This window comes from Armatimonadota bacterium, from assembly GCA_036504095.1.
In the GTDB taxonomy this organism is placed as follows: domain Bacteria; phylum Armatimonadota; class DTGP01; order JAKQQT01; family JAKQQT01; genus DASXUL01.
The window spans coordinates 158,673-183,817 of sequence record DASXVS010000071.1; the positions used below are offsets into that span (position 1 = coordinate 158,673).

Below are 25,145 nucleotides of genomic sequence, written 5' to 3' on the forward strand. Positions count from 1 at the left end.
ATTCACTCGTCCCGCAGGCTCTCGGCGTAGACTTCCTTCCGGTTGACTTGGAAGGACTCGGAAACGGCCCGCACAGCGTCCCTCCGCGATTCCCCCGCCGCCAGTCGCGCGCGGAGATCCGCTTGCCAGTCGCCGACGGCATTCTTCTCGTCGGGGGTAGTATCGGCGCCGCCGATGACTAGGGTCCATTCACCGCGAGGCGCATCCGGAAGCAAGTCCGCGAGTTCCACCAGCGGGCCGCGAATAAACTCCTCGTGAATCTTCGTCAACTCTCTCGCCGCGCAAGCGGCCCGCGCCCCCAGCGCCTCGGCCAGGTCCCTCACGGTTTTCGCAACGCGATTTGGTGATTCATACAGAACCGTCGTCTCACCGCAAGCGCGGAGGTCGGCAATTGCGCGCTTGCGTTCAGGCCCCTTGCGAGGGAGAAAGCCACAGAAGCGGAAGCGATCCAGGGGCAGGCCGCTTCCTACCAGGGCCGTCAACGCGGCGCTTGCTCCCGGTATCGGGGTGATCGGCACCCCCGCTGCCACCGCGTCACGCAGAAGCGCCTCGCCGGGGTCGGAGATGCCGGGCGTCCCCGCGTCGGTCACAAGCGCGACGGTTTCGCCGCGGATCAGGCGGTCAACGATGCGGTTGCGTTCGGCCTCGGTCGAGTGTTCGTGGAACGCGGTCATTGACGTGTGGATGTCGAAGTGAGACAGCAGTTTCCGTGTGTGCCGGGTGTCTTCCGCCGCGATGATGTCAACTCCCTTCAGCACCCGCAGCGCCCGCAGGGTAATGTCCTCCAGGTTGCCGATCGGTGTGGCAACCACGAACAGCGTGCCGGTTTGTGTTCCTTCGCTCATAAGCACAGGATAACACGCCGCGCATTGTCCCCCAAAAAGCCATGGGGCGCCCATGCGGGCGCCCCATGACTCTGCAACGTATGGCGAATCCTATCCGCCGACGCGGATGGGAGGCCGCTGGGTTGCCGTATTCTTGTTTGCGCGGTCCACCCACTGCTTCTGCTGCGCGGCCAATTCCTTTTCACCCATCTGCTGGAATGCCATCAACATCATCTGGTGAATCTGGATGTTCGTGCTGTCCAAACGGCCCGCTTTGACGAACTCGTCGATCGCCTCCTGGCGATAGCGCTTCCGGTCATCGGGCGTCTTGGCCGATGCGATGCTGGTGCGGTACATCTCCCCTAGCGCGAGGTGAATCTCAGCGCTGGGATCGATGGCGGCTGATTTCTGGAACGCGTCGATAGCCTTGTCATTCTGATGGGCGTCACGGTACAAAGTGCCCATCAATCCGAAGATCGCGGAATCGTGCGGCCGGTCCCTGCTTGCGGCTTCGTAAGCGGCGATGGCGGCGTTGCGCTTGGACTCGACCACCTTCTTGTCCTTGTTACTCATGTTCTGCCGGTAGTCCGAGAGGGCCTCCGCGGCCTTGAGGTCCGAAGCCACGATAACCGGCTTGACCTTCTTCCGCTCGGCCTCCAGGAATTTCTGCACTTCCTGCGCCTGTCGCGCTTGCGAAACGCGGCGGTCCTCGATCTTAATCACGTGGTAACCGAACGCGCTCTCCACCGGGCCCACGATCGTGTTCACTTTGGCGGCGTAGGCGGCGTCCCAGAACGGCTTGACCATCATGTTCTTGCCGAACCAGCCGAGGTCGCCGGCCCGTTTGTCGGCGCCGGGCTCATCGGAATTCTTTTGCGCCAGGACGGCGAAGCCGGACGGATCCTTTTGCGCCTCCGCGGTCAGCTTCGTGGCCAGCGCCTTGGCCTCTTCCTTGGTGCGGGTGATCTTCGGGTTCTTCTCGGCGGATTTCAGGCCTTTCCACTGGATGAGGATGTGGCGCGCGTTGATCTCCACGTCTTCCGGTTTCAGCAACGGAGAGTTGACGTCCACGTTCTTCTGCAATTTGTCCTGCAGTTTTTTCGTGATCAGCTCCGTCTTGATCTGATCGCTCTGAGCCTCATATCCGGCCTGCATCTGGTCCAGCATCTGCTGCTGCTGTTCCTTGACGAGATCGAACACGCCAGACTTCTGTGCCTCGTCCCGCACGCGTTTATCGATTTCGGCCTTCAGTTCGCTGCGGCCAACATCGATGCCCTGCTTCTTCGCCGCGGCGACAAGCATGACCTGGTCCTCAAGCATCGTCAGCGCTTGCGGCGCGAGATTGTGCAGCATCAACGGATTGGGAGCCTGCTGTGACATCTGGGAGATATACTTTCTCTCGAAGTCATCCAATTGTCCCCGCGTGATCTTCTCGCTCCCTACAGTCGCCGCAACCTGATCGCGTTCCGCGATCGCCTGCGCGCGCTGATCGGCCTCGGGAGGCTTTCGCCCGCCGCCGATTCCGCCCGCGAAGAAGATCGGGAGCATAAGTGCCAAACCTAAGATCGACAGTATGCCCCACCAGGTGTGCTTGCTGCTATCTCTGAATTTCGTCCGCAAACTCGTCAGACCCATTGATTCCTCCAAGATTAACGCCCGTGTCGGGCTATCTCATGATACTTCGCATCGGACCCAGTGTCAATTGAGAAGGCAGGCTGGCAATGGACGAAGCCTTTCGCGCTCGCATCGGGAACGCCCCGGGCGAAATTGAGCATTGTATAGAGTGATGACACCAACGGAAGACAAGACGAAGACGCTGGAACTGCCTATTACCGGCATGTCCTGCGCGGCATGTGCGCGCCACGTTGAGAAGGCGCTGAAGGGCGTCCCGGGCGTCGCGGACGCCTCGGTCAACTACGCGTCCGGCTACGCCACTATCGAATCCGCTCCCGGAACGCCGATCACCGATTTTGTGGCCGCCGTTGAAGAAGCCGGATACGGGGCCGAAGCGCCGAACGAAGTAACTTTCATCCTCGAAGGCGCCACGCCCGACACCCTCACCATGGTGCGTGCCATTCCCGGCGTTCTGTCCGCCAGCCTGGAGGCGGACCACCTTGCGGCCACCTACCTGCCGTCGATCGTCGCGCCGCGCGACATCCGCGCGTCACTGCGCGAAAGCGGCGTCCGCGCTACGCGGGATTCCGAGACCCGGCCCGCGGACGAAACGGACGACGAACTCCGCGCACTCCGCACACGGCTCACTGTCGCCATAGCGTTCAGTCTGCCGACCCTCGTGATTTCGATGGGCGACCTCATGTTCCCGGGTCGCAACTGGGTGCTGTTGGCGCTGACACTTCCGGTGGTGATCTACAGCGGGGGCCGCTTCTATTCGTCTGCCTGGCACGCCGCAAAGCGCCGGTTGGCGGACATGAACACCTTGATAGCGTTGGGCACCGGCGCCGCCTTGCTTTATAGCGTGGCGGCCACGGTTGCGCCGCAATCGGTACAGCCGCACGCTGCTCACGGAGCGATGGTCCACGTGTATTACGAGGCGGCCGGGGTCATTATCACCCTCATCCTGCTCGGCCGGGTCATGGAGGCGCGTGCCCGCCGCCGCACAGGCTCCGCGATCCGCGCACTGCTCGACCTTCAGCCGCACACGGCGCGACTGCTCGCCGATGGCGTGGAATCGGAGATCGCTGTCGAGGACTTGGAACTGGACGACATCATTGTCGTCCGCCCGGGCGATCGGGTGCCCGTTGACGGCGTGGTCGTATCCGGCGCATCCGCGGTTGATGAGGCGATGCTCACGGGCGAGAGCATCCCCGTGTCCAAAGGGGCCGGCGACGAGGTCTACGGCGCGACGCTCAACACCACCGGCGCGTTCCAATTTAGGGCGACCAGAGTCGGTCGCGACACGGCCTTGCAGCGTATCGTGGGAATGGTCCGCCAGGCTCAGGGACGCCGCGCGCCGATTCAACATCTGGCGGATGAGATCGCCGCCATTTTCGTGCCGGTGGTCGTTGCGATCTCGGTCGTCGCGTTCGCGGCGTGGATGGTGTTCGGACCGCCCGAGACGCGCCTGAATGACGCTATGACCGCCTTGGTCACGGTGTTGATCATCGCATGTCCTTGTGCGCTCGGCCTTGCGACGCCAACGGCGGTGATGGTCGGCTCCGGCGTCGGCGCCACGCACGGCATACTCGTGAAAGGCGCGGACGCGCTGCAGGCGATGGCCGGAATCGATACGGTGGTGCTGGATAAGACGGGCACCATCACCGAGGGCAAACCGCGGGTGACCGACATCATCCCCCTGATCCCCGACTTGACCGAGGATGCGCTTCTGAGCCTGGGCGCGGCCGTTGAACACGGATCTGAACACCCGCTTGGCGAGGCGGTCGTGAGAGCCGCAGCGGAGCGCGGTCTTGTCGTTCCGGCGGCCTCCGAATTTGTCGCCACGCCTGGCCAGGGTGTCCGCGCGATGGTCGGAACATCGAGCGTTCTCGCGGGAACGGCGCGCTACCTTGAGGGCGAATCCATACCGGCCCGCGATTCCGGGACTCGCGTAGAATCGCTCGCATCAGAAGGCAAGACCCCGATCCTGATCGCCGTCGATGGCCGCCTGGCCGGCATCGTGGCCGCCGCCGATGTCGAGAAGGCGTCCAGCCGTTCGGCTGTTGAGAATCTCAAGCGAATGGGTATGGACGTGGTGATGATCACGGGCGATCACGAGGCGACGGCCCGCGCGGTGGCGTCGCGCGTCGGGATCGCCCGCGTGCTTGCCCGCGTTCTTCCGGATCACAAGGCCGCGGAGGTTCAGCGTCTTCAGGCGGAGGGCAGCAAGGTGGCTATGGTCGGCGACGGCATCAATGACGCCCCCGCGTTGGTCCAGGCCAATGTGGGAGTCGCCATCGGCGCCGGCGCCGATGTGGCTATCGAAGCCGCGGACGTTACGCTGTCGCGGGGGGACCTGCAGGGCGTCGCCACTGCCGTGCGCCTCGCGCGGGCCACGATGCGCACAATCAGGCAGAACCTGTTCTGGGCGTTCGTCTACAACGTGATCGGCATCCCCATCGCGGCCGGCGTCCTGTATCCCGCGTTCCACATCCGCCTGAACCCGATGCTGGCCAGCGCGGCGATGAGTCTAAGCAGCGTCAGCGTGGTCTCCAACAGCCTCAGGCTGAGACGTTTTCGAGACAAGTGATCGAACACCGCGGCGGATCGCCGCAAACCGTAACGAAAGGCAATTCAAATGGCAACCATCAAATATGTGGCCCCCAACATCAAATGCGAGGGCTGTGCGGAGACAATCTCCAGCGCGCTGTCCGGCATAGCCGGCGTGTACAACGTCAAGGTCGATATCCCGGAAAAGGTCGTCACCGTCGAATACGATGAGGACACTGTCTCGGGAACCACCCTGAAAACCGCCCTGGCCGATTCGGGCTTCCCGGCCGAATAGATGAGGGTCCCGCCTCCAACCGCCGTCGCTGCGAACAGGAGTTGCATAGTGACGTCGTGATGCGCCATCGTTAATCGGGTGAGGTCCGTTGGCGCAGCGGAACCCGCCCGCGATCGCGCCGAATAACCGCTATTCCGGGGACGCAAATGGACCATCCGCTCTCGGCGAAGGAACAGATCGAGATCGATTTCTGGAGGGACTCTCGGGAAGAGAGCCCGGGTGCGGATTCGATACGCAACATCGTCAACAAGTTCAGCGAATCGAGGGTTCTGCTGGCCAAACTACAGCATTTTGATGAACTGTTCCGTGGGGGTATGATCCTGGAGCTCGGCGCGGGTCAGGGCTGGGCGTCGTGCTTCGTCAAGCGTCTCTACCCGGGGGCCACGGTTATCGCCACCGACATCAGCGAATACGCCGTTCGGTCGGTCCCCAAGTGGGAGCGCTTCTTCGAAACGAAGCTTGACAAAACGGTTGCCTGTCGCAGCTACGAGATGCCTTTCGATGATGGCAGCATCGATCTCGTCTGGTGCTTTCAAGCGGCTCACCACTTCGTCGCGCATCGGCGCACGTTCGCCGAGCTTCGCAGAGTCCTGCGGCCCGGAGGCGCGGGTCTTTACCTTCATGAGCCGGCGTGCTGCCCATTCATTCACAGGCTCGCGCGCGCCCGCGTTAATGCGAAGCGACCGGCAGTCCCTGAAGACGTGTTGAAATGTTCGGAAATGCGGAGGCTTGCCCGGGATGCGGGATTCTCGGTGGAGTTGCGGCGGGACCCAACCACGACAAGTCGCAACCCGATCGAAACGGTGTATTACTTGGTGCTGCAACGCTCCCGACTCCTCCGAGCATTGCTCCCCTGTACTACGGACTTCGTGTTCCGGAAGGCGTGAGCGGGAAAGCTGCCCCGCAAGGGCAGTCACGCAGACTTTTCGGTTGACGTGGGCTCAACCTGAACAATAAAGCGAGGCACGAGGGGCAGCCCCTCGTGCCTCGCTGCATCTGTGAACGGGGCCCCTACGGCCAGGTTTTGATCGTTCCGGCGAGGAACCGCTGAAGGCGCAGCACGTCCAGAATGGTCAGTTGCTTGTCGCCCGGAAGGTGTTTCACCGGGTCGGCGGCGGCGGGCGGGAACACGTCCGCGCGCGTCAATTGCGCACTGTCGGAAGGCGCCAACCCGGCAACCACTCGGGACAGGCAGGCGACGTCTTCGGCGTTGATTTGACCGTCGCCGTTGACATCGCCGTATAGCGGTGTGGCGGGGGCGCCCGCACCGATCCAGACTCGTGTAATGGACACGTCCTGCGTTCCGTTGGCGTAGGTAACGGTCACGCGCGGGTAGTACTCGCCCGGTGTCGTATAAACGTGTTTGGTCTGCCCGTCGAACTGGCCATCCGGCGCGTTGGCATCCGAGTTGGCTTCCGTCTCCACCACGCCGTCACCGAAGTCCCATTTGTACGAGACCACATTGGCTGCGCGCGGTGCGTGATAGCCGTCCGTGCCGCCGGCGACCTGGAAGTCGCGATGCATCCAGATCGGGGCAGTAAAGGAGACTGTGCCGTCCGTCTGCTGAACGCGGATGTAGTAATACCGTTCGATGCGCCCGCTGCCGGTCGCGTCAAACCATAGGGTCGCCGGCGCGGTCCCCTGCGGAGCAGGAATCGGAGGGGCATCGAACTGCGTTGAGGTGTACGGGGTGGTGATGTTCGATGCGCGGAGCTGAGCGGCCGGCTGATCGCCGAGGAGGCTGAAATTCCATACCGCCGTATTGCCGGTAACGGTTGCCTTGGACAGGGGCAGCGTCTTGACGACTGCGCCGCGGTTGGTAATGACCTGAACGCTTGTGTTATCCAGCAGCAGGCCGGCGCCGCGCGAGATCTCCAACCGGCACCGGTTGTTCTGAACATCGGCCGGGTCGAAGTCCCGCGAGCCCATCCAGCGCAGCCCGCGTGAAACGGCGGACACCGTGAATTTCAGCGAGATCGCCTTGGCGTGCGGGTTAATGGGATCGGTCACCTTGTCTTCAGAAGAAAACACGCGACGGGCCCGGAGCGCGCCCAGCATCGATGCCTGCGCGCTGGCGGGAGAGAGGTACTGGATGAAGGTCGCCCATATCCCGGTATCGGTGAGGATCCCATCCGGAGAACGGAGCGAGCCATAACGGTCGGAGTGGTTGTCTTCGCCATTGGTGGGGCCGAGATGCCACCCGTTGTCCAGCGCCAACTGGAAATACGGTTCGTTGTATTTCGCGCCGTAGAACCCTGCGGTCGTGCCGGGTTCAGAGCGGCTGCTCATTTCCATGAGGGTTACGTACGGGTCCATTACGGGAACCCATTCGAGCTTCCGCCACCAGTTGTCGTACCACCACATACACGGATCCGCGAGCGCGCAGCCCGGGTACAGGTTCGGGTGGTTAATCTGAACAACCACCGTTCCGCCCAACGGCGAGACGGAGTGGTCCAGAACCCATTGCCAAAGCGACTGCGTTGTTGTTGGCCCGGGTCCGTAGTTATGCCACCAGATGGCCTTCGTATTCGTCGCCTCGGTCCATCCTCCGCCGCGGTCTGCGGCGCCTGCGCGGTCCGATGCGCCGTACACGCTGAGATGGCCCGCGCCCTGGGCGACTTTCACGGTCGTATACGAAGCGGCGTTGGTCCACTCGAAGCCCCACAGGGCGATCATCGTGCCGGGCTGATTGGAAGGCCCCGGCGTGGTCGCCGCGCGAGACTGGCTGATGATCGACTGGTACACGGAGGAGGTAAGATACTCGCCGTGATCCGAGGTGGCGAAACACGTCAGTCCTGCCCCTTTGGCCGCGGCTGCCGCCGTGGTGAGCGAGGCCGCGGTCGGTCCACCGGCTCCAAACACGTCTCCGTCGGACGCCGCCGTGTGCGAGTGCAGGTTTGCGCGAAAGAGGTCTACGTCTGCCCGCGCTTGTGGACCCCGCAGGAGCGCCGCGCCCATCATCAAAACGGCAGCGGCGACTCGCATGCGTCGTGTGTACGCGGGTTGCGGCATTGGGACTGTGAACTGATTTCTACGCCTGGCGTGGTTCATAGAGTGCATCGGCTACTCCGGCCAGTGAAAAGGACCTCCGTCGTGAACGCGCAATCGCATTCCCGCCCGCGCGCCGGCCAGTCGCACGGGTTGGAGGCAGAGCCAGCAAATCCATTGTCCAGCGCGTAACAACGCGAATGGAACCCCATCATTCTACATCGTGCAAGATACGTGCCGCAACCGCCCGCCGGCGGAATTTGGCAGCCGGGCGTGAAACCAGGACTCTCGTTGCCCAGGCGTTGCTATAATGGCCGCGTCCCTCTATCTTCGAAACATCGCGTACCGGGCGGGCGTTCCAATCCGCAACCGGCAAAGGACTGATACCATGATGAACCGCAATGACGCTTTGAATAAGGTCGAGCAAACCCTCGCTCTCGTGTCCTCGGACACCGCTACCGTGAGCCTTTCCGCCAACAGAGAGGGAGCGACCCGTTACGCCAACAACATCATCACGCAAAATGTTGCCGCTGACCGGATAACGCTCCGCGTTTCCGCCGCGTTCGGGCAGAAGGTTGGCATCGCGACAACCAACCAACTCGATGCGGATTCCCTCGCGGATGCGGTCAAGCGAGCGGAAGACGCCGCCAGGGCCTCCGATCCGGATCTGGAATACTTGCCCCCGCTCGGAGCTCAGGATTACCCCGAAATCCACGGGCACTCGGCCGATACCGCGGCGGCCGGCCCGCAGGATCGCGCGCGCATTGTCGCGGCGCTGACCGGCGCGCCGCGCAATGCCGGATACCGCGCGGCGGGCAGCGTCACAGTATCCGAAAACTTCGATGCCATCGGCACGTCCACCGGGCTCCGCGCGTATCACCCGTATACCAACGCGCGCGTCCTCTGCACCGTTATCGCGGACGGCGCCAGTGGTTGGGCCGGCGCGGGATCGTACGACCTCGCTTCCATTTCAATTGACGAGATCGCGGAGCGGGCTTTCCGCAAGGGAGAGGACGCCCGCAACCCGGTTGAGGTCGAGGCGGGCCCCACCACGGTCATCCTCGAACCGCAGGCGGTTGCCGATCTGCTGGAATACCTGGTCTGGGATATGGACGCAAAGGCAGCCGACGAAGGCCGCAGCGTCTTCACCGGCAAGGAAGGAACCCGGGTCGCGGGACCCGAGATCACGGTCCGGTCCCAACCGGCCCATCCGCTCGTTCCCGGATCCCCTTTCCTCGCCGATGGCGCCGCGGCATCGGACGTCCAATGGCTCGACGCCGGAACCGTAAAGAGCCTCAAAACGAGCCGTTTCTGGGCTCAGAAAACCGGACGCGAGCGCGTCGGCATGCCCGGAAACGTCATCATGGATGGTGGCAGCGCCTCTACACAGGATCTCGTCGCGCGAGTCGAGCGCGGCCTCCTGGTCACGCGATTCTGGTACATCCGCACCGTCGACCCGATGAAGCAATTGCTTACAGGGATGACGCGGGATGGCGTGTACCGCATCGAAGACGGGAAGATTGCCGGCGCGGCGCTGAACATGCGCTTCAATGAGAGCCCGCTCCGCATGCTTGCCAACGTGAAGGCTCTCGGCACGCCCGTCGCAACACGTGAAGAGGTTGTCGCCCCTGCCCTGCTGATCAACGATTTCCATTTCACGTCGGTCACCCGGTTTTGAGGTCAGCCGTCCAGGCGTTTTATCGAGGGCTGTCCATGTTCCATCTTCCGGTTAGCAGAAGCTGCGTTCACCCGGTTGGTTCCCCGTTTGCGGGAACCTGCGGCCGGGTCGCTGTTGTTACAGAGTCAGGAGGCGTGCAACCATAACTCGCACCATATCCGCCGCCGACGAGTTCGAGGCGTTGTTAGCCCCGCAGCTCGACGCATTATACCGCACCGCCCGCCGCATGACGCGTAATGTGGACGATGCTGAAGACCTTGTTCAGGATACCGCCGTGCGCGCTTTCCGCGCGTTCGCCCAGTTCCAGAAGGGAACCAACTTCCGGGCCTGGATTTTCCGGGTCCTGACGACAACGTTTATCAACCGCCAGCGAGCGATGGGCCGGCAGCCGGTCATCGAGTCAGTGGATGAAGAGCACGCCGCCGGGGTGTACGATCATATCGCCGACGAAGCGCCTACACCGGAGGCTGCCGTGCTGGAGAGACTCAGTGTTGAGGACATCATCGGCGCTATGGATTCGCTGCCCCAGGATTTCGCCGCCGCGGTGCAGATGGCGGATGTGGAAGGCATGGACTATCAGGAGGTTGCTGACGCGCTTGGCATCCCGCTCGGTACGGTGCGATCCCGCCTCCATCGCGGGAGGAGATTGCTCAGGAGCGCCCTGTCACACATGGTTGCTCCGGAGGTAACGGAATGACAGACAAGAACGAAAACGCCCGGCCTCGTCCGTGCGGCGACCTTTCGCTGGGGCATTGCCAGGAGGCGATGGCACGGCTGGACGACTACCTTGACAGGGACCTCACCCCGGACCTGAAAGCGGAGCTGGAAGCGCACCTGAAGTTGTGCGACCATTGCACCGAGGAGTTCGGCCTTCGCAGCGCCGCCCAGGACGCCCTGCGCTGTAAACTCCAGGGCGAGAAATGCCCCGACGCCCTTCGCGCTTCTATCCTCGCGCGCCTTCGCGCAGAATGCGCCTGACAAGCGCTCTCCCGGAAATCGTGCATATCAATTCCAACGGGACCCCGACACGCGTCGGGGTCCCGTTTCCATCTGCGGCCCGCCGGGTACAACTCGGAGTGCAGGGAGGCGGCCCGGGGAACTAATCGCAGGGGCGGGTCGTTGCGCCTCCCGTACATCGTCAACGATTCAGGGAGTGTCCAATGCCAAGAACCATTTTGATTGCGATCGTGATTGTCGCCATATCCGCTCTGCCGGCGTTCGCGCAGGACGACGTGCAAGCGCGAATCAGTGCACTGGAAGCGCAGGTTGCCCAGCTACAGAAACAGTTGCAGGATCTGCGCGCCGCTGTCCCGGCGACTCCGCCGTCGGAGCCGGCCCCTGCCCCGGCGCCGGCCGCGACGTTCACGCCGACCGTGACCGTGGGCGGTATGATGGAAACGCAGTTTACCCTTGCCGCCTCGGGGAGCCTGAAGCAGCCTATCTTCGCGTCGCCATCCGGTAACGCCGATTTCATCCTCACACACGTCCACCCCTCAATCCGGGCGACTCTGGATGAGAAGACCTCGGCGTTGCTGACGCTATGCACAACGCACGAAGGTTCTACCGAGGTCTACGAGGCATACGTTGAGCACGCCCCAAACGACCGGCTGGATGCGAAGATGGGCCGGTTCCTGCTTCCGTTCGGCGCGTGGAATCCCATCAGTAATGCGGCGATGTTCAAATCGGTTTCGCGTCCGCTCATGTACCTGGGGCATGAAGACCGTGGGATTGTGCTGCAGGGTGGCCCCCGCCCGATCCTGAATGACGAGCATTCCGATGTTGGCCTGCTGCTGAGCGGCCGCTCCGAAGGGAAGTCGGCGATCGTGAAGTGGGACGGCTATGTGTCCAACGGATTTGCCGATCAGTTCGGCGATTATCCGGACGCCTGGATAGATTTCAGGTCTTCACAGGACAATAACACCTCCAAGAGCCTCGGAGCGCGCATCGCTGCATCAACCCCTTGCGGATTCACCCTTGGCGCTTCGTGGACAGGGGGCAAATGGGACCCTCAAAACAAGTATCGGTATGACATCGCCGGTGCGGACGCCACCTGGCAGATGCGCAGCGGATTGACCTTGCGCGCAGAATACGCCACCAATCCCATCGGTCGCTCGGCGGCGGACGGCGGCAAGATCCACCGCCATGGATGGTACGCAATGGCCGAGAAACCGGTGGGCCAGAAGTGGACCGCTGTGGCGATGTACAGCACGCTGTCCGAACGCCCGACGGCGAACGTAAACCACGTCGCGCGGCTGACTCTTGGCGCGGACTATCGCCTGGCGGACTCAACCACCATCAAGACCGAAATCGGGCGCCTGTTTATCGGGCGCTTCATTGGCAACGCGTCAAACGCTCCACAGGGCACGGAGTTTGGCGACGTCACGACCCTCAAGGTCAGCAGCGTAGTGTCTTTCTAGGAGTGAACATGAAGCATCCAGCCGCATATATCTTTGCCCTCGCGTTTGCCGCTTCGACGGGCGCCGCGTTTGCGGACGCACCGAAGCAGCCCGACAACTTGCCGAAGGAGCTCTTGAAACCGTTCAAGACGTGGTCTGTGCGCTGCGCCCAGTGCCACAACCCCGAGCGGGTTTACGGGACCAAGTACACCGATCCCAAGCAGATCGAGGTCTTGATCGCCCGTATGGCTCGCAAGACCACAACCATTTCAAAAGACGACCAGAAACTGATCGTCGCTTACGTAACGTGGCACAATAAGCCCGCTAAATGAGCTGATGGCCGGTGCCGCCAGACACACCAAACAGGAACCAGACAATTGAAAATACCGTACTTGATAATCGCCGCGTTAGCGGCTTACATTGGCCCCGCAAGGGCTGCGACCGTGGACATACCGATCGCCAACTTCCAGTTTGGCGCCGCCAACGCTCCCGTCACGATCAACCTGGGCGACACCGTGCGCTGGACGAACAACGATCCAGACCAGCACACCGTCACGAGCGGCCCTGCGTGGGGCCAGCCGGACCACAAATTCGGTTCCGGCGCCCTGAGCCAGAACGACACGTTCAGCGTCACGTTCCGGCGCGCCGGTACGTTCGGCTATTTCTGCGAATTCCACTCGAGCATGGTCTCTTCCATCATCGTTAACCCTGCGCCCCCGAAAACCGTCAATGTCACCGTTCAAAACACCAGTTTCGGGACGGCTAACGCCACCACGAACATCAACGTCGGCGACACCGTGCAATGGAACTGGGTCAACGGGAGCCACACCGTCACCAGCGGCACGGTTATCTCCGGCATCAAGACCCCGGATGGGCTTTTCAACGGAAACCTCTCGACGATATCCACCAAGTTCACGTTCACATTCAGCAAGCCGGGCCTCTACCCGTACTATTGCAGCCCGCATGCCGTCTGCTGCGGAATGGTATCGGCGGTCTCCGTTTCCGGGCCGATTTACGGGGACGTCAATGGCGATGGCAAGGTGACGGCGTCGGATGCGGCGGAGGCCTTGCGTATTTGGGCCGGCCTCACCTCTCTGGCGCCGGGCGCCCTTGCGATGGCCGACGTCTCGCCCAACCAGTTTGGCGACGGGATCGTTGACCTCAACGATGCGACTCGCATCCTCCGTTTCGTCGCCGGCGCGGACACAACCCCGCTGTAAACACCGGTACCATCCGTCAGGGTTATGGGGGGGCGCCGCTATTCGCAGCTCAACCCCCCCGTCCTCCTCACAGGCGTGCTAGAATACCACCAATTCCCGTGTTATCAACGTCTGACCTGGAGGTGACCGATGGCTGAGCCTTCTGCACCGCGCGACACTCGCCTGACGCGCCGCGCATTTTCCCGCCGTGCGGCAGTCGCGGCCGCCGGTATCCTCGTGGCAGGCGTCGCGCCCGCGCAGGAGCCCGCACCGCCTCAGCCTCTTCCCGTTACGGAGCCTTCGCCCATGGACCCGGCAATCTCCCAGATCCTGGCTCAATGCCCTGGTCTGCCGTCAGGCGACCGCAAGGAATTGGAAACCCAGCTTAAGGGCGTCCTGGACCTCGCAAAGACCCTTCGCGGCTTGAAGGTGGAGGACGGCCGCGAACCGGATTTCGTGTTCCGCGCCGCCAGGGGGGCAGCCGATGCTCGCTGAAAATGCCTTCAACCTCGGTATCCCCGTCCTTGGCCGGATGCTCCGCTCCGGCAAGACGTCATCGCTCGAACTCACGGAGTTGGCGCTCCATCGCCTCCAGGAGCACGGGACGGCCCTCAACGCGGTTGCGGCGCTGATGCGGGAGCGCGCGGTCGCGGAGGCTCGGGCAGCCGACAAGGAACTCAAGTCCGGTCACGACCGGGGCCCTTTGCACGGCATCCCTTATGGTGCGAAGGATCTGCTGGATGCCCGGGGCGCCCCCACCGAATGGGGATCGTTCGCGCACAAAGGCCGGGTCCGGGAGCAGGATGCAGCAGTCATCAAACGCCTCCATTCCGCCGGGGCCGTTCTGGTTGCGAAACTCGCGATGGTATCGCTGGCTGGCGGTGGGAGCTACCGATATGCGTCAACCTCCCTCACCGGCCCCGGCCGCAACCCGTGGAATCCCGGTCGATGGTCGGGTGGCTCAAGCAGCGGATCGGGCGCGGCCGTCGGCGGCGCACTGGTCCCATTCGCCATCGGTTCGGAGACCTGGGGCAGCATCGTCGTTCCCTCCTCCTTCTGTGGGGTGACCGGCCTTCGGCCAACCTACGGCCGAGTCCCTCGTACCGGCGCCATGGCGCTTTCCTGGACGCTTGACAAACTCGGCCCGATCGCCCGCTCCGCGAATGACGCTTCGCTCGTGCTGGCGGCCATCGCCGGTCCCGACCCTGCCGATCCCTCATCGGTCGTCGGACCGTTTCGTCACTTTGCGCGGAATCGCGGACCGCTGCGTGTGGGCGTCTTGCGCGAGGATTTCAGCAAGGGCGGCGACAAGGCCATCGAGAACGCATACAACCACGCCCTGAAGGTCCTGTCCGGAGCCGGTATGGCCCTCAAGGACACGGTGCTCCCCGACCGCCCCTACGGCACCGTCGCGGCCGCGCTGGTAACCATTGAAGGCAGCGCTTCCTTCGAAGGCATGATCACCGGCCCGGACCTCGCCAAACTCAACGCTCCCGAGCAGCGCGCGGGGTTCGCGGCCGGCCTTGCCATGACCGGAGTTGACTATCTGCATGCGATGCGGCTTCGGGAGGGCTGCCGGAACGCGATAGCGCGTGTCTTTAACGATTTTGATGTTCTCGTCGCCCCTAGCCTGATGGACGTTGCGCCGCCGATTGACGCGAACTTGGACACTTGGTTCTCCGGCGGCGGCGGGTTACTGCAGGCCGCAGGGAACTGCGTCGGCATTCCCTGCATGTCTGTTCCGATGGGTTACGCGAAGGATGCTCTTCCCTGCGGGCTCCAGTTCTGCGCCGGCGCCGGCGATGAGCGCGCCATGGTGGAAGTCGCGCGCGCCTTCCAGCAGCACACCCACTGGCACAAAGACCTTCCGACGGGTCTCCTATGAGACGCGCATTCGCGAGTCTCCGGCGATGGGAAAAATACATCCGCGCACCTGGTCCGGTCCAGGCCGGAGTCTGCGCTGTCTTCGCGCTGGCCGGAACCGTCGTGTTGTCCGAGGACCTGCCCTTGCGGCTGCCTGCGCCGCCGGTTGCCGCGCGCCCTTCAGCGCGCTTACTGGGGCTTCGTGCGCGCGCCATTGCCCGGCCATACGGCCCCAATTGGCGTCAGACGGCGGACGCAGGTGTAAGTGAACGCCAGTATGCCATCGCCGCAGACGCCTACCGCCGCGAGGCGGCGGTGTATCTGCGCAATGGCGACGTCCAGGGAGCGCGCGCAGAACTCACCAAGGCCGGCCGCTACCAGGTGGCGATTGCCGCGTTCGTCCGCAGTCCGATCGTGAGCGCCGGCCGGGGTCGGGCTCGCCTCGAGCCGGCGTTCGGGTGTTATCTCGGAGCGTATATCGATCGCGACGACAGGCTGCCCGGCGCGTACGTGGACGAGAATTCGCAGTCACATAAGCGAACCGGGCCGTTCGAGGAGATCACCGGACGTCCGCATGCCACGTACTTCATGTACATGTCCTATGGCCGTCCGTTTCCCTGGCGCTGGGCCAACGCGTTGAAGCGCGAAGGGCAGATTCCTCACATCGCCTGGGAACCCGCGAGCCTGTACCTGGTTGATGACGAAGCATACCTTAGACAATTCTCCGGTGAATGCGCGCGGTTCAATTACCCGATTTTCCTGCGATTCGCGGCTGAGATGAACGGGAAGTGGACGCCGTATAATGGCAGACCCGATGCGTATCGCCGCGCGTTCCGAAAGGTGGCAGACGCCATTCATCGTGCGGCGCCGAAGGCGGCGATGATCTGGTGCCCGAACGCTATTCCGGTCGACACGATTGCGGCGTACTACCCTGGCGATGACGCCGTCGATTGGGTGGGTGTCAATTTCTATTCCGTTCTCTTCTACGACAACGACCGGCGCCGCCCCGCGATGGAAGACCCCACGGATCTCCTGCGTCCCATCTACGATCGATACGCAGCCCGCAAGCCCATCGCGGTCGGAGAGTGGGCCGCCACGCACCTCGCCGCGTGCGAAGGGGTCGCCCGTCCGGCGTTCGCCGCCGAGAAGATCGCCCGCTTCTACGCCGCGCTTCCCCGGGTCTTTCCGCGCGTCAAAATGGTCAACTGGTACGATGCCAATAACCTCCGCGAGGCGCTGACCGGCCGACGGCTGAACAACTATCAAATCACCGACGACCGTATCGTCCTTGAGGCGTACCGGGCTGCGGTGAACGACCCGTGGTTCCTGGGTCGGTACGGGGAATCGGCGGACGTGGCCGAACACCGGCTAGGCAATGGCGCGGGCCTGTCCGGAACCGTGAGACTCAGCGCCTGGACCAAGGCGCCGGTGCGAACGCGATCTTATTGGGCGGTGGATGGCCGCATCCGCCATGCAACCGCTCGTCCCGGAGCTGCCGCGTGGACGTGGAACACTGCTGCCGAGAAGCCCGGCTCCCATCGCGTTTCGCTCCTCCTCTACGATGCGTTGGGCCGGTTCATCGCCGGAGGAGGCTGGACTGTGAAGGTAACCCGATGAACAATAGCCCCTGGATCGATGTGACGCGTCCGTTGTACCCCGGCATGCCGGTCTGGCCCGGCGACCCGGCCGTTTCGGAGCGGGCCATCTCCCGCATTGCGGATGGCGATGGCTGCAACGTAACGCAGTGGACCTTCGGATCTCACACGGGGACCCATGTTGACCCGCCGCTGCATTTCATTGCCGGTGGCGCCCCCGTGCCGGCCATGGACCTGAACGCGCTGTGCGGACCTTGCCGGGTGCTGGATTTCGCCGAACGGGCTGACCACGTGTCCGAGCGTGACCTTGCCTCCTGCAAGGGCGTTGAGCGGATTCTGCTGAAGACCCGCAACTCGTTCAGAGACCCCGGCGTCTTCCACGCGGATTTCATAGCTCTGTCCGAAAGCGCCGCCGAATGGGCGGTCGGCTCCGGAGTGCGCCTCATTGGAATCGACGCGCCGAGCATCGAGCCGTTCGGCGCAGGGAACCATCCGGTCCACCACCGAATCCTCGGCGCCGGTATCGTCGTCATCGAAGGATTGGCGCTGGCGCAGTTGCCCGCGGGAGATTACGAGATGGTCTGTGCTCCCCTGCCCTGGCGCGACGGCGACGGCTCCCCCTGCCGCACCCTCATCCGCCGCATCTAGCCCGTCTCCCCCGGGCAATCGGCGTCTCAAACGACGGACGGCATGCGGAATAGGTCTGAAGGCTGGGCGGCCTTCCGGCTAACTCCCGCATTCGAAATGTCGAAAAGTCGTGACATGCCGCCGCCAATACACTAGACTAGAAAAAGCGGGCTTTGTCCTGCATCGAATAATCGAACTGGTGAGCGCCGGCTGCTGCCTCCCGGCCTTGGATATATGACCCCGAACAACACTATGGATCTCGTCCGAAGATACGAAAATAACCCCATTCTGGAAGGGAAAGACGTCCCCTACCTCTGCAACACGATGTTCAACGCGGGAGCGACGACCTTCCGGGGTGAAACCCTCCTGCTGCTCCGCATTGAGGACCGCAGAGGGTATTCACACCTCACCGTGGCCACAAGCAAGGACGGCATCAGCAATTGGAACGTACGTAACACCCCCTTTATGGTGCCGGGTCTCCCGGAGCATCCGTACGAGGCATTCGGGGTGGAAGACGCGCGCATCACGTTCGTCCCCGAAACCGGTGACTATCTCATAACCTACACCGCGTATTCGTTCCTAGGCGCCGGAGTCGCGCTCGCCAAGACGCGCGACTGGGAAACCGTGGAACGCCTGGGGCTGATCTTCCCTCCGAACAATAAGGATGCCTGCGTATTCCCCAAGCGTATCAACGGCGAATGGGTCATGCTTCACCGTCCCGTGTCCGGTGACGCCGAGCACATGTGGCTGGCTTTTTCGCCCGATCTGCACCATTGGGGCCATCACAAATACGTTCTCCTGGAGGCTTCCGGCCCCCGCTGGGACGCCGCCCGGATCGGCGCGGGCACTGTGCCTATTGAGACGCCTGAAGGCTGGCTCATCCTGTACCACGGGGTGAAGTATCTTGCGGGCAGCCCGATCTACCGGGTCGGCGCCGCCCTTCTCGATCTGGACCACCCGGACAACGTGATCGCCCGTCTCCCGTACTGGATCATGAGCCCGACGGAGCCGTACGAAACCCAGGGCGACGCCCCGAACGTGGTGTTCCCTGCCGGTTGCATCGAGCACGGCGACGACCTTCACATCTACTACGGCGCCGCCGACTCCCGGATGTGCCTTGCGTTTGCCAGCATAAGCGGCCTCGTCGAAGCGTTGAAGCGCGACGGCGTTCCACCGCTTTACTGCTGAGGCGCCGTATGCGTGTGCTCGTTATCGGCGGAACCCGCTTCATGGGGCCGCGCGTCATCGCGCGGATTCTGGGCGCAGGGCACGAAGTCACCGCATTTCATCGCGGCCCCTCAACGCACACCGTTCCCGAAGCGGCGCGCCACATCTTCGGCAATCGCCACGACCTGCCGAACCACGCCGTCGCTATCCGCGGCGTGCAGCCGGACGTCGTATTGGACATGATGCTCATCACTGAGCGCAACGCGGTGGACCTGTTGGACGTATTGCAGGGCGTCGATTGCCGGATTGTGGCCGCCAGCAGTTGCGATGTCTACGCCAGCTATGGACGGCTTCTGAGAATCGAGTCCGGTGAACCGGATCCCAATCCTCTCACAGAAGACTCACCGCTCCGCCAGCGCCTCTATCCATACCGTGGTGATGCCCCTCTGGCCGAGGATGACCCGAAGCGACCCATGGACGACTACGACAAGATTCTGGTGGAACGGGCGCTGCAGGCACAGGCGGAACACCCCTGGACGATCCTGCGCCTTCCTATGGTCTACGGCCCTGATGACTACCAGAGACGCCTGAAGCCGTACCTGAGCCGGATGGACGCCGGCGTCACTGAAATCGCGATTCCGTCATCAGAGGCAGCATTTAGCGCCGCCCGCGGTTACGTCGAGAACGCCGCCGCCGCCATCGCACTGGCCGTCCTCGACCAGCGGGCGTGCAACCGAGTGTACAACGTCGCCGACGAGCCCACGCTGGACGAAGCCTCGTGGGTCCGATCGATCGGCGCCGCGGCCGGTTGGACAGGCAAGGTAAGCATCGTGCCGGACACGGAAAGGCCCGCGGAAGACACTTCGGACTATCGCCATCACCTTGATATTGATGCCACCCGAATCCGCCGTGAACTCGACTATACCGAGCCAGTGACGCTGGCTGAGGCGCTCACTCAGACCATCGAGTGGGAACGCGGGCAAGCATAATCGCCCCCCCAAAGAGATGGTCGATTGACGCCATGATGCGGTATCATATATGCATACCGCTCACGGAGCCCGGTCGTGCCGAGCCGCACAAGCATCAAGTCAACAAGCCTGCGTCTGCCCGAGGATCTGCTGTCAGCCACCCAGGCCCTCGCCGCGCGCCAGCGAAAGAGCGTAAACGCTCTGGTGATTGAAAGCATCAAGCGCACAGTCCGGGACGACGAAGATGAGGTGCTTTACGACGCGTTTTCCCTCCTCGGCGAGGATGCGGAATCGGATGTCGAGTTCGCCCTCCAGGCGCAATCCGAAATCGTGGGCCATGCCGCCGGATAGCGGCTGCCTGCGAAGGGGCGACCTGTATTGGGTTGATTGGTCCCCATCTCCCGGTTCGGAGCAGAGCGGCCGGCGCCCGGCGCTGATTGTGCAACTGGATCCTGCCAACCGGAACACCACCTACCCGAATACGATCGTGGTGACCATCAGCCGATCTGGTCGTGACGTCCCTTCGCATGTGCCTATCGACCCGGCGCCAGGAAACGGGCTTCGCGAGCGCTCCTACGCGAAGTGCGAGCAGATACTCACCGTCAACAAGGATCGCCTTGCAGGCCGAATCGGCCACGTTACAGAGGAAACTATGGCCAAGGTCTCCGATGCCCTTAAGCGCATGCTGGCCATCGAATAGCGCCCCATGTCCCCCACCACCCTGCTCAAATCCCACTTCGGCTTCGACGCCTTCCGCCCCGGGCAGGAGGACGTCATCAACGCGCTGAACGAACACCACGCCGCGCTTGCCGTCTTCCCGACCGGCGGCGGCAAATCCCTGTGTTACCAGCTTCCCGCGCTGAGTTATGACGGCCTCACGGTGGTCGTCTCGCCGCTCATCGCTCTGATGAAGGACCAGGTCGAGTTTCTCCAGGCGCACGGCATCCCGGCCGCACGGCTGGACTCCTCCATGTCGCCCCGGGAAGCCGGCGATCTCCGCGACGTTATCCGTGACGGCACGTTGAAGATCCTGTACGTCGCGCCGGAGCGCTTCAACAATGAGCGTTTCGTTGGCGATCTTCGCCGCGCGCACATCGCGCTTTTCGCCGTCGACGAAGCGCATTGCATATCGGAATGGGGCCACAATTTCCGGCCGGACTATCTGAAGCTCGCCCAAACCGCCAGGGAACTTGGTGTTGAGCGCGTGCTTGCCCTCACCGCGACTGCCACACCCTCCGTTGTGGCCGACATCTGCCGCGGTTTCGCGGTACCCTCAGAGGCGGCCATCGTCACCGGTTTCTATCGCCCGAACCTGAAGCTCTGTACGACGCCGGTTGCCGACGACCAGCGCATCCATCTCCTCGTCCAGCGCCTCCGCGCCCGCAAGCCGGGGCCGGCGATCGTGTACGTGACGCTGCAACGCACCGCCGAGCGCGTGGCCTCCTACCTCGACAAGGCCGGGCTGCCCGCGCGCGCCTACCACGCCGGAATGCAGACCGAGGACCGCACCGCCGTCCAGGAATGGTGGATGGCCTCCTCGGACGGCATCGTCGTGGCGACGATCGCCTTCGGTATGGGCATCGACAAAGCCGACGTTCGGTACGTATACCATTTCAGCCTGCCGAAGAGCCTTGAGAGTTACAGCCAGGAGATCGGCCGCGCGGGGCGCGATGGCGAGCCGTCCATCGTGGAGTTGTTGGCGTGTCCGGACGACGTCAATACACTGGACAACTTCGCGTACGGCGACACGCCCGACCCCGAAGCCATCCGCGACCTCGTTGACGACCTGCTGGGCTCCGGCCCGGAGTTCGACGTCAGCCTGTACGAACTCTCCGACCGTCACGATATCCGCCAACTGGTCCTTCGAACCGCCCTCACATACCTCGAACTCGACGGTGTCTTCAAGCAGGGCACTCCTTTCTATGCCGGTTATGAGGCCAAGCCTCTCGTTTCGTTGACGGAGATCGTCGCCGCGTTTCCGGGCGTTCATGGTCGGTTTGTGCAGGGCCTCTTTGATCTCGCGAAGAGGGGGCGCATCTGGTACGGCCTGAACCCGGACAAGGCGGCCGAGGCCCTGAATGTGGACCGCCGCCGCGTCATTCGGGCACTCGAGGTGATGGAGGAGCGCGGCATGGTCGAACTCCGAGCCGCAGACGTGCGCCAGCGCTACACCCGTCTTCGCCCTGAGGAAGATGCCGGCTCCCTTGCGGATGGCCTGATCCTTCGATTCGCACGACGCGAGAGCCAGGAAATCGCCCGCACGCAGATGGTGCTCGACCTCGTCACGCACGACGGCTGCCAGGTGGCGTTCCTGGTGGGGTATTTCGGCGAGAAGCGGTCAAAGCCGTGCGGGCACTGTTCGCATTGCGTTACCGGCACTGCGCAGACACTCCCTCCGGCGAAAGCGCTGCCTGCCATCGAGGCTGGGGTGGAGGCCGCAGTGCTCCGGAGCCTCCGCGATGCGAACCCCGCGGCGCTCGGCCGCCCGCGCCAGGCCGCGCGCTTCCTCTGCGGTCTCGCCAGCCCGGCCACCACAAAGGCCAAACTGACGCGCGACCCGCTTTTCGGCGCGCTCGATGAGTACCCGTTTGCCGAGATCCTGGCGTGGTGCGCCCGCCCAAATGGAGCTCCTCGCGCCTTTTTCTGTCGGGAGGAAAGCACTGATGATGTGGGATGACCGCTACAGTGAGCCGGGGTTTGCGTACGGAACCGAACCCAACGACTATCTGCGCGAGATGGCTCACCACATACCGGCAGGCGGAGCCGTCCTCAGTCTTGCCGAAGGGGAAGGCCGAAACGCCGTCTGGCTCGCCCAACAAGGCTTCGTCGTTACCGCCATGGACGGTTCGGCCGTGGGACTCCGGAAGGCCGCTGCTCTGGCGCACCGCAATCGTGTTCCGTTGACCTGTCAACTTGCGGAACTGGGTGATTACTCGATAGAGGAAGGCGCTTGGGACGGCATCATCATCATCTGGGTCCCTATGCCATCCGAACTTCGTCACCGCGTCCTTCGGGGATGCATTGGTGGCCTCAAGCCAGGCGGAGTCCTCATTATCGAGGCGTACGGCCCTCGACAGCCGGAGTATGGCTCCGGCGGACCGAGTAACCCTGACATGCTGCCATCGCTTTCCGAACTGCAGGCCGAACTGGATGGCCTGCGTTTCATCCACGCACAGGAAATCGACCGGGTCGTGCTCGAGGGCCGTTACCACACCGGGATGAGCGCCGTCATCCAAACCACTGCGGTTAAGCCCCTCGCCGACAGGTAACAGCGCACCCTATAATCGAGACAGCGAGTAAGCGATTCTCACACCGTGGAGATCACATCGATGGACGTCTTCGGCTGGCTCCGATATCTCACTCCTGGGACCCGACTGGCGGTGATGGGCGCATCCGGCGCGCTTGTGGGAATGGTCCCCTATCTTGCGCGTATCTCCGAGGGAGCCTCCTACTTGTCGGACGATCCCCACACCTGCATCAACTGCCACATCATGACGCCTGAGTACGCCTCGTGGCAGCACTCCAGCCACGGCCGAGTCACCAACTGCAACGATTGCCACGTTCCTCACTCCAGCCTCATCGCCAAGTACTATTTCAAAGGCAAGGATGGCTCGCGCCATTCCTACCTCTTTACGCTGCGCCGGGAGCACCAGGTCATCCAGGCGATCCCCGAGTCGCGCAAGGTCATTCAGGAGAACTGCCTGCGGTGCCATGAGCGGGTTCTCGAGGCAGTGTCGCCCGCGCACGCGGATTTCGATCGTTCCTGCACGGACTGCCACCGCGAGGTCCCACACGGTCGCGTCCACAGCCTCACGTCGACGCCCAATGCAGCCGTGCCGCCGCTCTCGCCTGTCGCACCGGATTGGGTCATCGGGAAGAAGTAACGCCGATCTTGGGTCGGGAATGGGAGTTCAGATGAGTAACACATCAGTCAACGGACGCGCCAATCGCATCGGATGGTTCATCTTTTTCGGCTGTGCGCTGGGCGTCCTGCTTCTCGGACTTCTGGCCAGCTCCATCAATGAGCGTCGCGCCGAACGCAAGACCGCCACGCTTCAAATCGTCCAGCCCATCGCCGACTGGGAGGCGGACAACAGCAAATGGGGCGTGAGCTTCCCGCGCGAGTACGGTTCGTGGGAAAGCACGAAACAGATGAACGAGAACACGAAGTACGCCGGTTCCGGTGTGCGGAACTACCTCAAAGCAGATCCACGCCTGGTAATCATGTGGGCCGGCTATGCTTTCGCCGTTGACTACAATGCGCCGCGCGGCCACTACCACGCGGTTGAGGACGTCACCGCCACCAAGCGTGTCACCCGAAAGAACCCGGCCACCTGCTGGACCTGCAAATCACCGGACGTCCCGCGAATGATGCAGAAGGTTGGCGGGCCGGCTAACTTCTACAAGGAGTCTTTCGATCACTTTCGCACTGAGATCAAGAACCCCATCGGGTGCGCCGACTGCCACAATCCCAAGACGATGGCTCTCCAGATCTCCCGTCCGGCACTCATCGAGGCATTCAGGCGCCAGGGCAAGGATATCAGAACGGCCAGCCACCAGGAAATGCGCTCACTCGTGTGCGCGCAGTGCCATGTGAGCTATTACTTCAAGGACAAAGTCACCAACTACCTCACGTTCCCGTGGGACAAAGGCCTCCGCGCGGATGATTTCGAGAAGTACTACTTCGAGGCGCCGAAGGCTCACCCCGATTTCGTGAACGTCCTCTCCGGCACCCCGATCTTCAAACTGCGCCACCCGGACTATGAGGTATTCAGCCAAGGGGTCCATTCCTTCCGGAACGTTTCCTGTGCAGACTGCCACATGCCGTACAAGGCCGAGGGCGGCATCAAATATACCGACCATCAGATCCGAAGCCCGCTCTACAACATCGCCAACTCATGCCAGGTCTGCCATCGCTGGAGCGAATCGGAAGTCACGGCGCGGGTTAACGGGATACAGGACAAGAACCGGCAGATGCTGGATGAAGCCGAAGACTCCATCGCGCCGGCCCATATTGAGATCGCCGAAGCGATTAAGCATGGCGCGACGGACGCCGAACTCGCGAAACCGCGCGACTTGCTGAGCCGAGCCCAGCTGTATTGGGACTATGTGGCCGCGAACAACGGTATGGGCTTTCACGCGCCGCAGGAATGCGCGCGTGTGTTGGGCAAGGCGATTTTCCTGGGGAGTCAGGCCCGCATGGAGACACAGCGGGTCCTCGCAAAACACGGCGTGCTGGCTCCGGTCACGATGCCGGACATTTCCACCGAAGAGAAAGCGAAAGCGTACACGAAGCCGTTCATCGACGCCGCGAAAGCCAAAGCCGCCGCGCCGGCCAGGATCTGACGGGGCCCCACCCGGGCCCGCTTATCGGCGGACCA

Annotated in this window: 24 protein-coding genes; 21 read left to right on the forward strand and 3 right to left on the reverse strand. The window is 63.0% G+C overall.

Annotation, left to right across the window (positions count from 1 at the left end):
• Positions 1-2 precede the first annotated feature (2 nt).
• Positions 3-845 (reverse strand): 16S rRNA (cytidine(1402)-2'-O)-methyltransferase, encoded by an 843-nt coding sequence (rsmI, locus tag VGM51_16220; GenBank protein ID HEY3414585.1) that lies wholly within the window; start codon positions 843-845, stop codon positions 3-5.
• A gap of 90 nt (positions 846-935) precedes the next feature.
• Positions 936-2,459, reverse strand: a complete 1,524-nt coding sequence (locus VGM51_16225) for a peptidylprolyl isomerase (protein ID HEY3414586.1) — start codon at positions 2,457-2,459, stop codon at positions 936-938.
• A gap of 151 nt (positions 2,460-2,610) precedes the next feature.
• Between VGM51_16225 and VGM51_16230 the strand changes: the two genes are divergently transcribed.
• The 3 genes from VGM51_16230 (at position 2,611) to VGM51_16240 (ending at position 6,170) form a co-directional block, all read left to right on the forward strand.
• Complete coding sequence (locus tag VGM51_16230; protein HEY3414587.1) at positions 2,611-5,028, forward strand: heavy metal translocating P-type ATPase; 2,418 nt, start codon at positions 2,611-2,613, stop codon at positions 5,026-5,028.
• Between the two features lie 48 nt (positions 5,029-5,076).
• Positions 5,077-5,283, forward strand: coding sequence for a heavy-metal-associated domain-containing protein (locus tag VGM51_16235; GenBank protein ID HEY3414588.1), 207 nt, complete (start codon positions 5,077-5,079; stop codon positions 5,281-5,283).
• Between the two features lie 146 nt (positions 5,284-5,429).
• Entirely contained in the window at positions 5,430-6,170 is a 741-nt protein-coding gene (locus VGM51_16240; GenBank protein HEY3414589.1) for a class I SAM-dependent methyltransferase, read from the forward strand.
• Between the two features lie 124 nt (positions 6,171-6,294).
• Here VGM51_16240 and VGM51_16245 read toward each other — a convergent pair whose 3' ends face one another.
• Positions 6,295-8,268: a dockerin type I domain-containing protein gene (locus tag VGM51_16245; GenBank protein HEY3414590.1), complete on the reverse strand. Its 1,974-nt coding sequence runs from the start codon at positions 8,266-8,268 to the stop codon at positions 6,295-6,297.
• Positions 8,269-8,659: 391 nt separating this feature from the next.
• On the opposite strand from VGM51_16245, the gene VGM51_16250 reads away from it, so the two are divergent.
• The 18 genes from VGM51_16250 to VGM51_16335 all read left to right on the forward strand — a co-directional run bounded on the left by VGM51_16250 (position 8,660) and on the right by VGM51_16335 (position 25,110).
• Entirely contained in the window at positions 8,660-9,949 is a 1,290-nt protein-coding gene (locus VGM51_16250) for a TldD/PmbA family protein (GenBank protein ID HEY3414591.1), read from the forward strand.
• A 181-nt stretch (positions 9,950-10,130) separates the two neighbouring features.
• A complete protein-coding gene (locus VGM51_16255; protein HEY3414592.1) occupies positions 10,131-10,646 on the forward strand; it encodes a sigma-70 family RNA polymerase sigma factor in 516 nt (171 codons plus the stop codon).
• Positions 10,643-10,927: a zf-HC2 domain-containing protein gene (locus VGM51_16260; GenBank protein HEY3414593.1), complete on the forward strand. Its 285-nt coding sequence runs from the start codon at positions 10,643-10,645 to the stop codon at positions 10,925-10,927. The genes VGM51_16255 and VGM51_16260 overlap by 4 nt, the downstream gene beginning before the upstream one ends.
• A 182-nt stretch (positions 10,928-11,109) precedes the next feature.
• Positions 11,110-12,366 carry a hypothetical protein gene (locus VGM51_16265; GenBank protein ID HEY3414594.1) on the forward strand — a complete coding sequence of 419 codons (1,257 nt, stop codon included), beginning with the start codon at positions 11,110-11,112 and terminating at the stop codon, positions 12,364-12,366.
• 8 nt (positions 12,367-12,374) lie between these two features.
• Positions 12,375-12,677, forward strand: a complete 303-nt coding sequence (locus VGM51_16270; GenBank protein HEY3414595.1) for a hypothetical protein — start codon at positions 12,375-12,377, stop codon at positions 12,675-12,677.
• Positions 12,678-12,722: 45 nt separating this feature from the next.
• The gene (locus VGM51_16275) at positions 12,723-13,565 is read left to right on the forward strand and encodes a plastocyanin/azurin family copper-binding protein (GenBank protein ID HEY3414596.1); all 843 of its coding nucleotides are present in this window, start codon (positions 12,723-12,725) and stop codon (positions 13,563-13,565) included.
• Between the two features lie 129 nt (positions 13,566-13,694).
• Positions 13,695-14,039, forward strand: coding sequence for a hypothetical protein (locus VGM51_16280; GenBank protein ID HEY3414597.1), 345 nt, complete (start codon positions 13,695-13,697; stop codon positions 14,037-14,039).
• The gene (locus VGM51_16285) at positions 14,029-15,429 is read left to right on the forward strand and encodes an amidase (protein HEY3414598.1); all 1,401 of its coding nucleotides are present in this window, start codon (positions 14,029-14,031) and stop codon (positions 15,427-15,429) included. The genes VGM51_16280 and VGM51_16285 overlap by 11 nt, the downstream gene beginning before the upstream one ends.
• Positions 15,426-17,024, forward strand: a complete 1,599-nt coding sequence (locus tag VGM51_16290) for a glycosyl hydrolase (GenBank protein ID HEY3414599.1) — start codon at positions 15,426-15,428, stop codon at positions 17,022-17,024. The genes VGM51_16285 and VGM51_16290 overlap by 4 nt, the downstream gene beginning before the upstream one ends.
• The gene (locus VGM51_16295; GenBank protein HEY3414600.1) at positions 17,021-17,650 is read left to right on the forward strand and encodes a cyclase family protein; all 630 of its coding nucleotides are present in this window, start codon (positions 17,021-17,023) and stop codon (positions 17,648-17,650) included. Before VGM51_16290 ends, VGM51_16295 begins: the two co-directional genes overlap by 4 nt.
• Positions 17,651-17,863: 213 nt before the next feature.
• Complete coding sequence (locus tag VGM51_16300) at positions 17,864-18,817, forward strand: glycosidase (protein HEY3414601.1); 954 nt, start codon at positions 17,864-17,866, stop codon at positions 18,815-18,817.
• A gap of 8 nt (positions 18,818-18,825) precedes the next feature.
• Positions 18,826-19,785 carry an NAD-dependent epimerase/dehydratase family protein gene (locus VGM51_16305; GenBank protein ID HEY3414602.1) on the forward strand — a complete coding sequence of 320 codons (960 nt, stop codon included), beginning with the start codon at positions 18,826-18,828 and terminating at the stop codon, positions 19,783-19,785.
• A gap of 75 nt (positions 19,786-19,860) precedes the next feature.
• Entirely contained in the window at positions 19,861-20,115 is a 255-nt protein-coding gene (locus tag VGM51_16310; protein HEY3414603.1) for a hypothetical protein, read from the forward strand.
• Entirely contained in the window at positions 20,102-20,464 is a 363-nt protein-coding gene (locus VGM51_16315) for a type II toxin-antitoxin system PemK/MazF family toxin (protein HEY3414604.1), read from the forward strand. The genes VGM51_16310 and VGM51_16315 overlap by 14 nt, the downstream gene beginning before the upstream one ends.
• A gap of 6 nt (positions 20,465-20,470) precedes the next feature.
• Positions 20,471-22,441 (forward strand): RecQ family ATP-dependent DNA helicase, encoded by a 1,971-nt coding sequence (locus tag VGM51_16320; GenBank protein ID HEY3414605.1) that lies wholly within the window; start codon positions 20,471-20,473, stop codon positions 22,439-22,441.
• On the forward strand, positions 22,431-23,033 hold the full coding sequence (locus tag VGM51_16325; protein ID HEY3414606.1) for a class I SAM-dependent methyltransferase: 603 nt from the start codon (positions 22,431-22,433) through the stop codon (positions 23,031-23,033). The genes VGM51_16320 and VGM51_16325 overlap by 11 nt, the downstream gene beginning before the upstream one ends.
• Before the next feature lie 60 nt (positions 23,034-23,093).
• Positions 23,094-23,648 (forward strand): cytochrome c nitrite reductase small subunit, encoded by a 555-nt coding sequence (gene nrfH / locus VGM51_16330; protein HEY3414607.1) that lies wholly within the window; start codon positions 23,094-23,096, stop codon positions 23,646-23,648.
• Between the two features lie 31 nt (positions 23,649-23,679).
• Positions 23,680-25,110 carry an ammonia-forming cytochrome c nitrite reductase subunit c552 gene (locus tag VGM51_16335; GenBank protein HEY3414608.1) on the forward strand — a complete coding sequence of 477 codons (1,431 nt, stop codon included), beginning with the start codon at positions 23,680-23,682 and terminating at the stop codon, positions 25,108-25,110.
• Positions 25,111-25,145 lie beyond the last annotated feature (35 nt).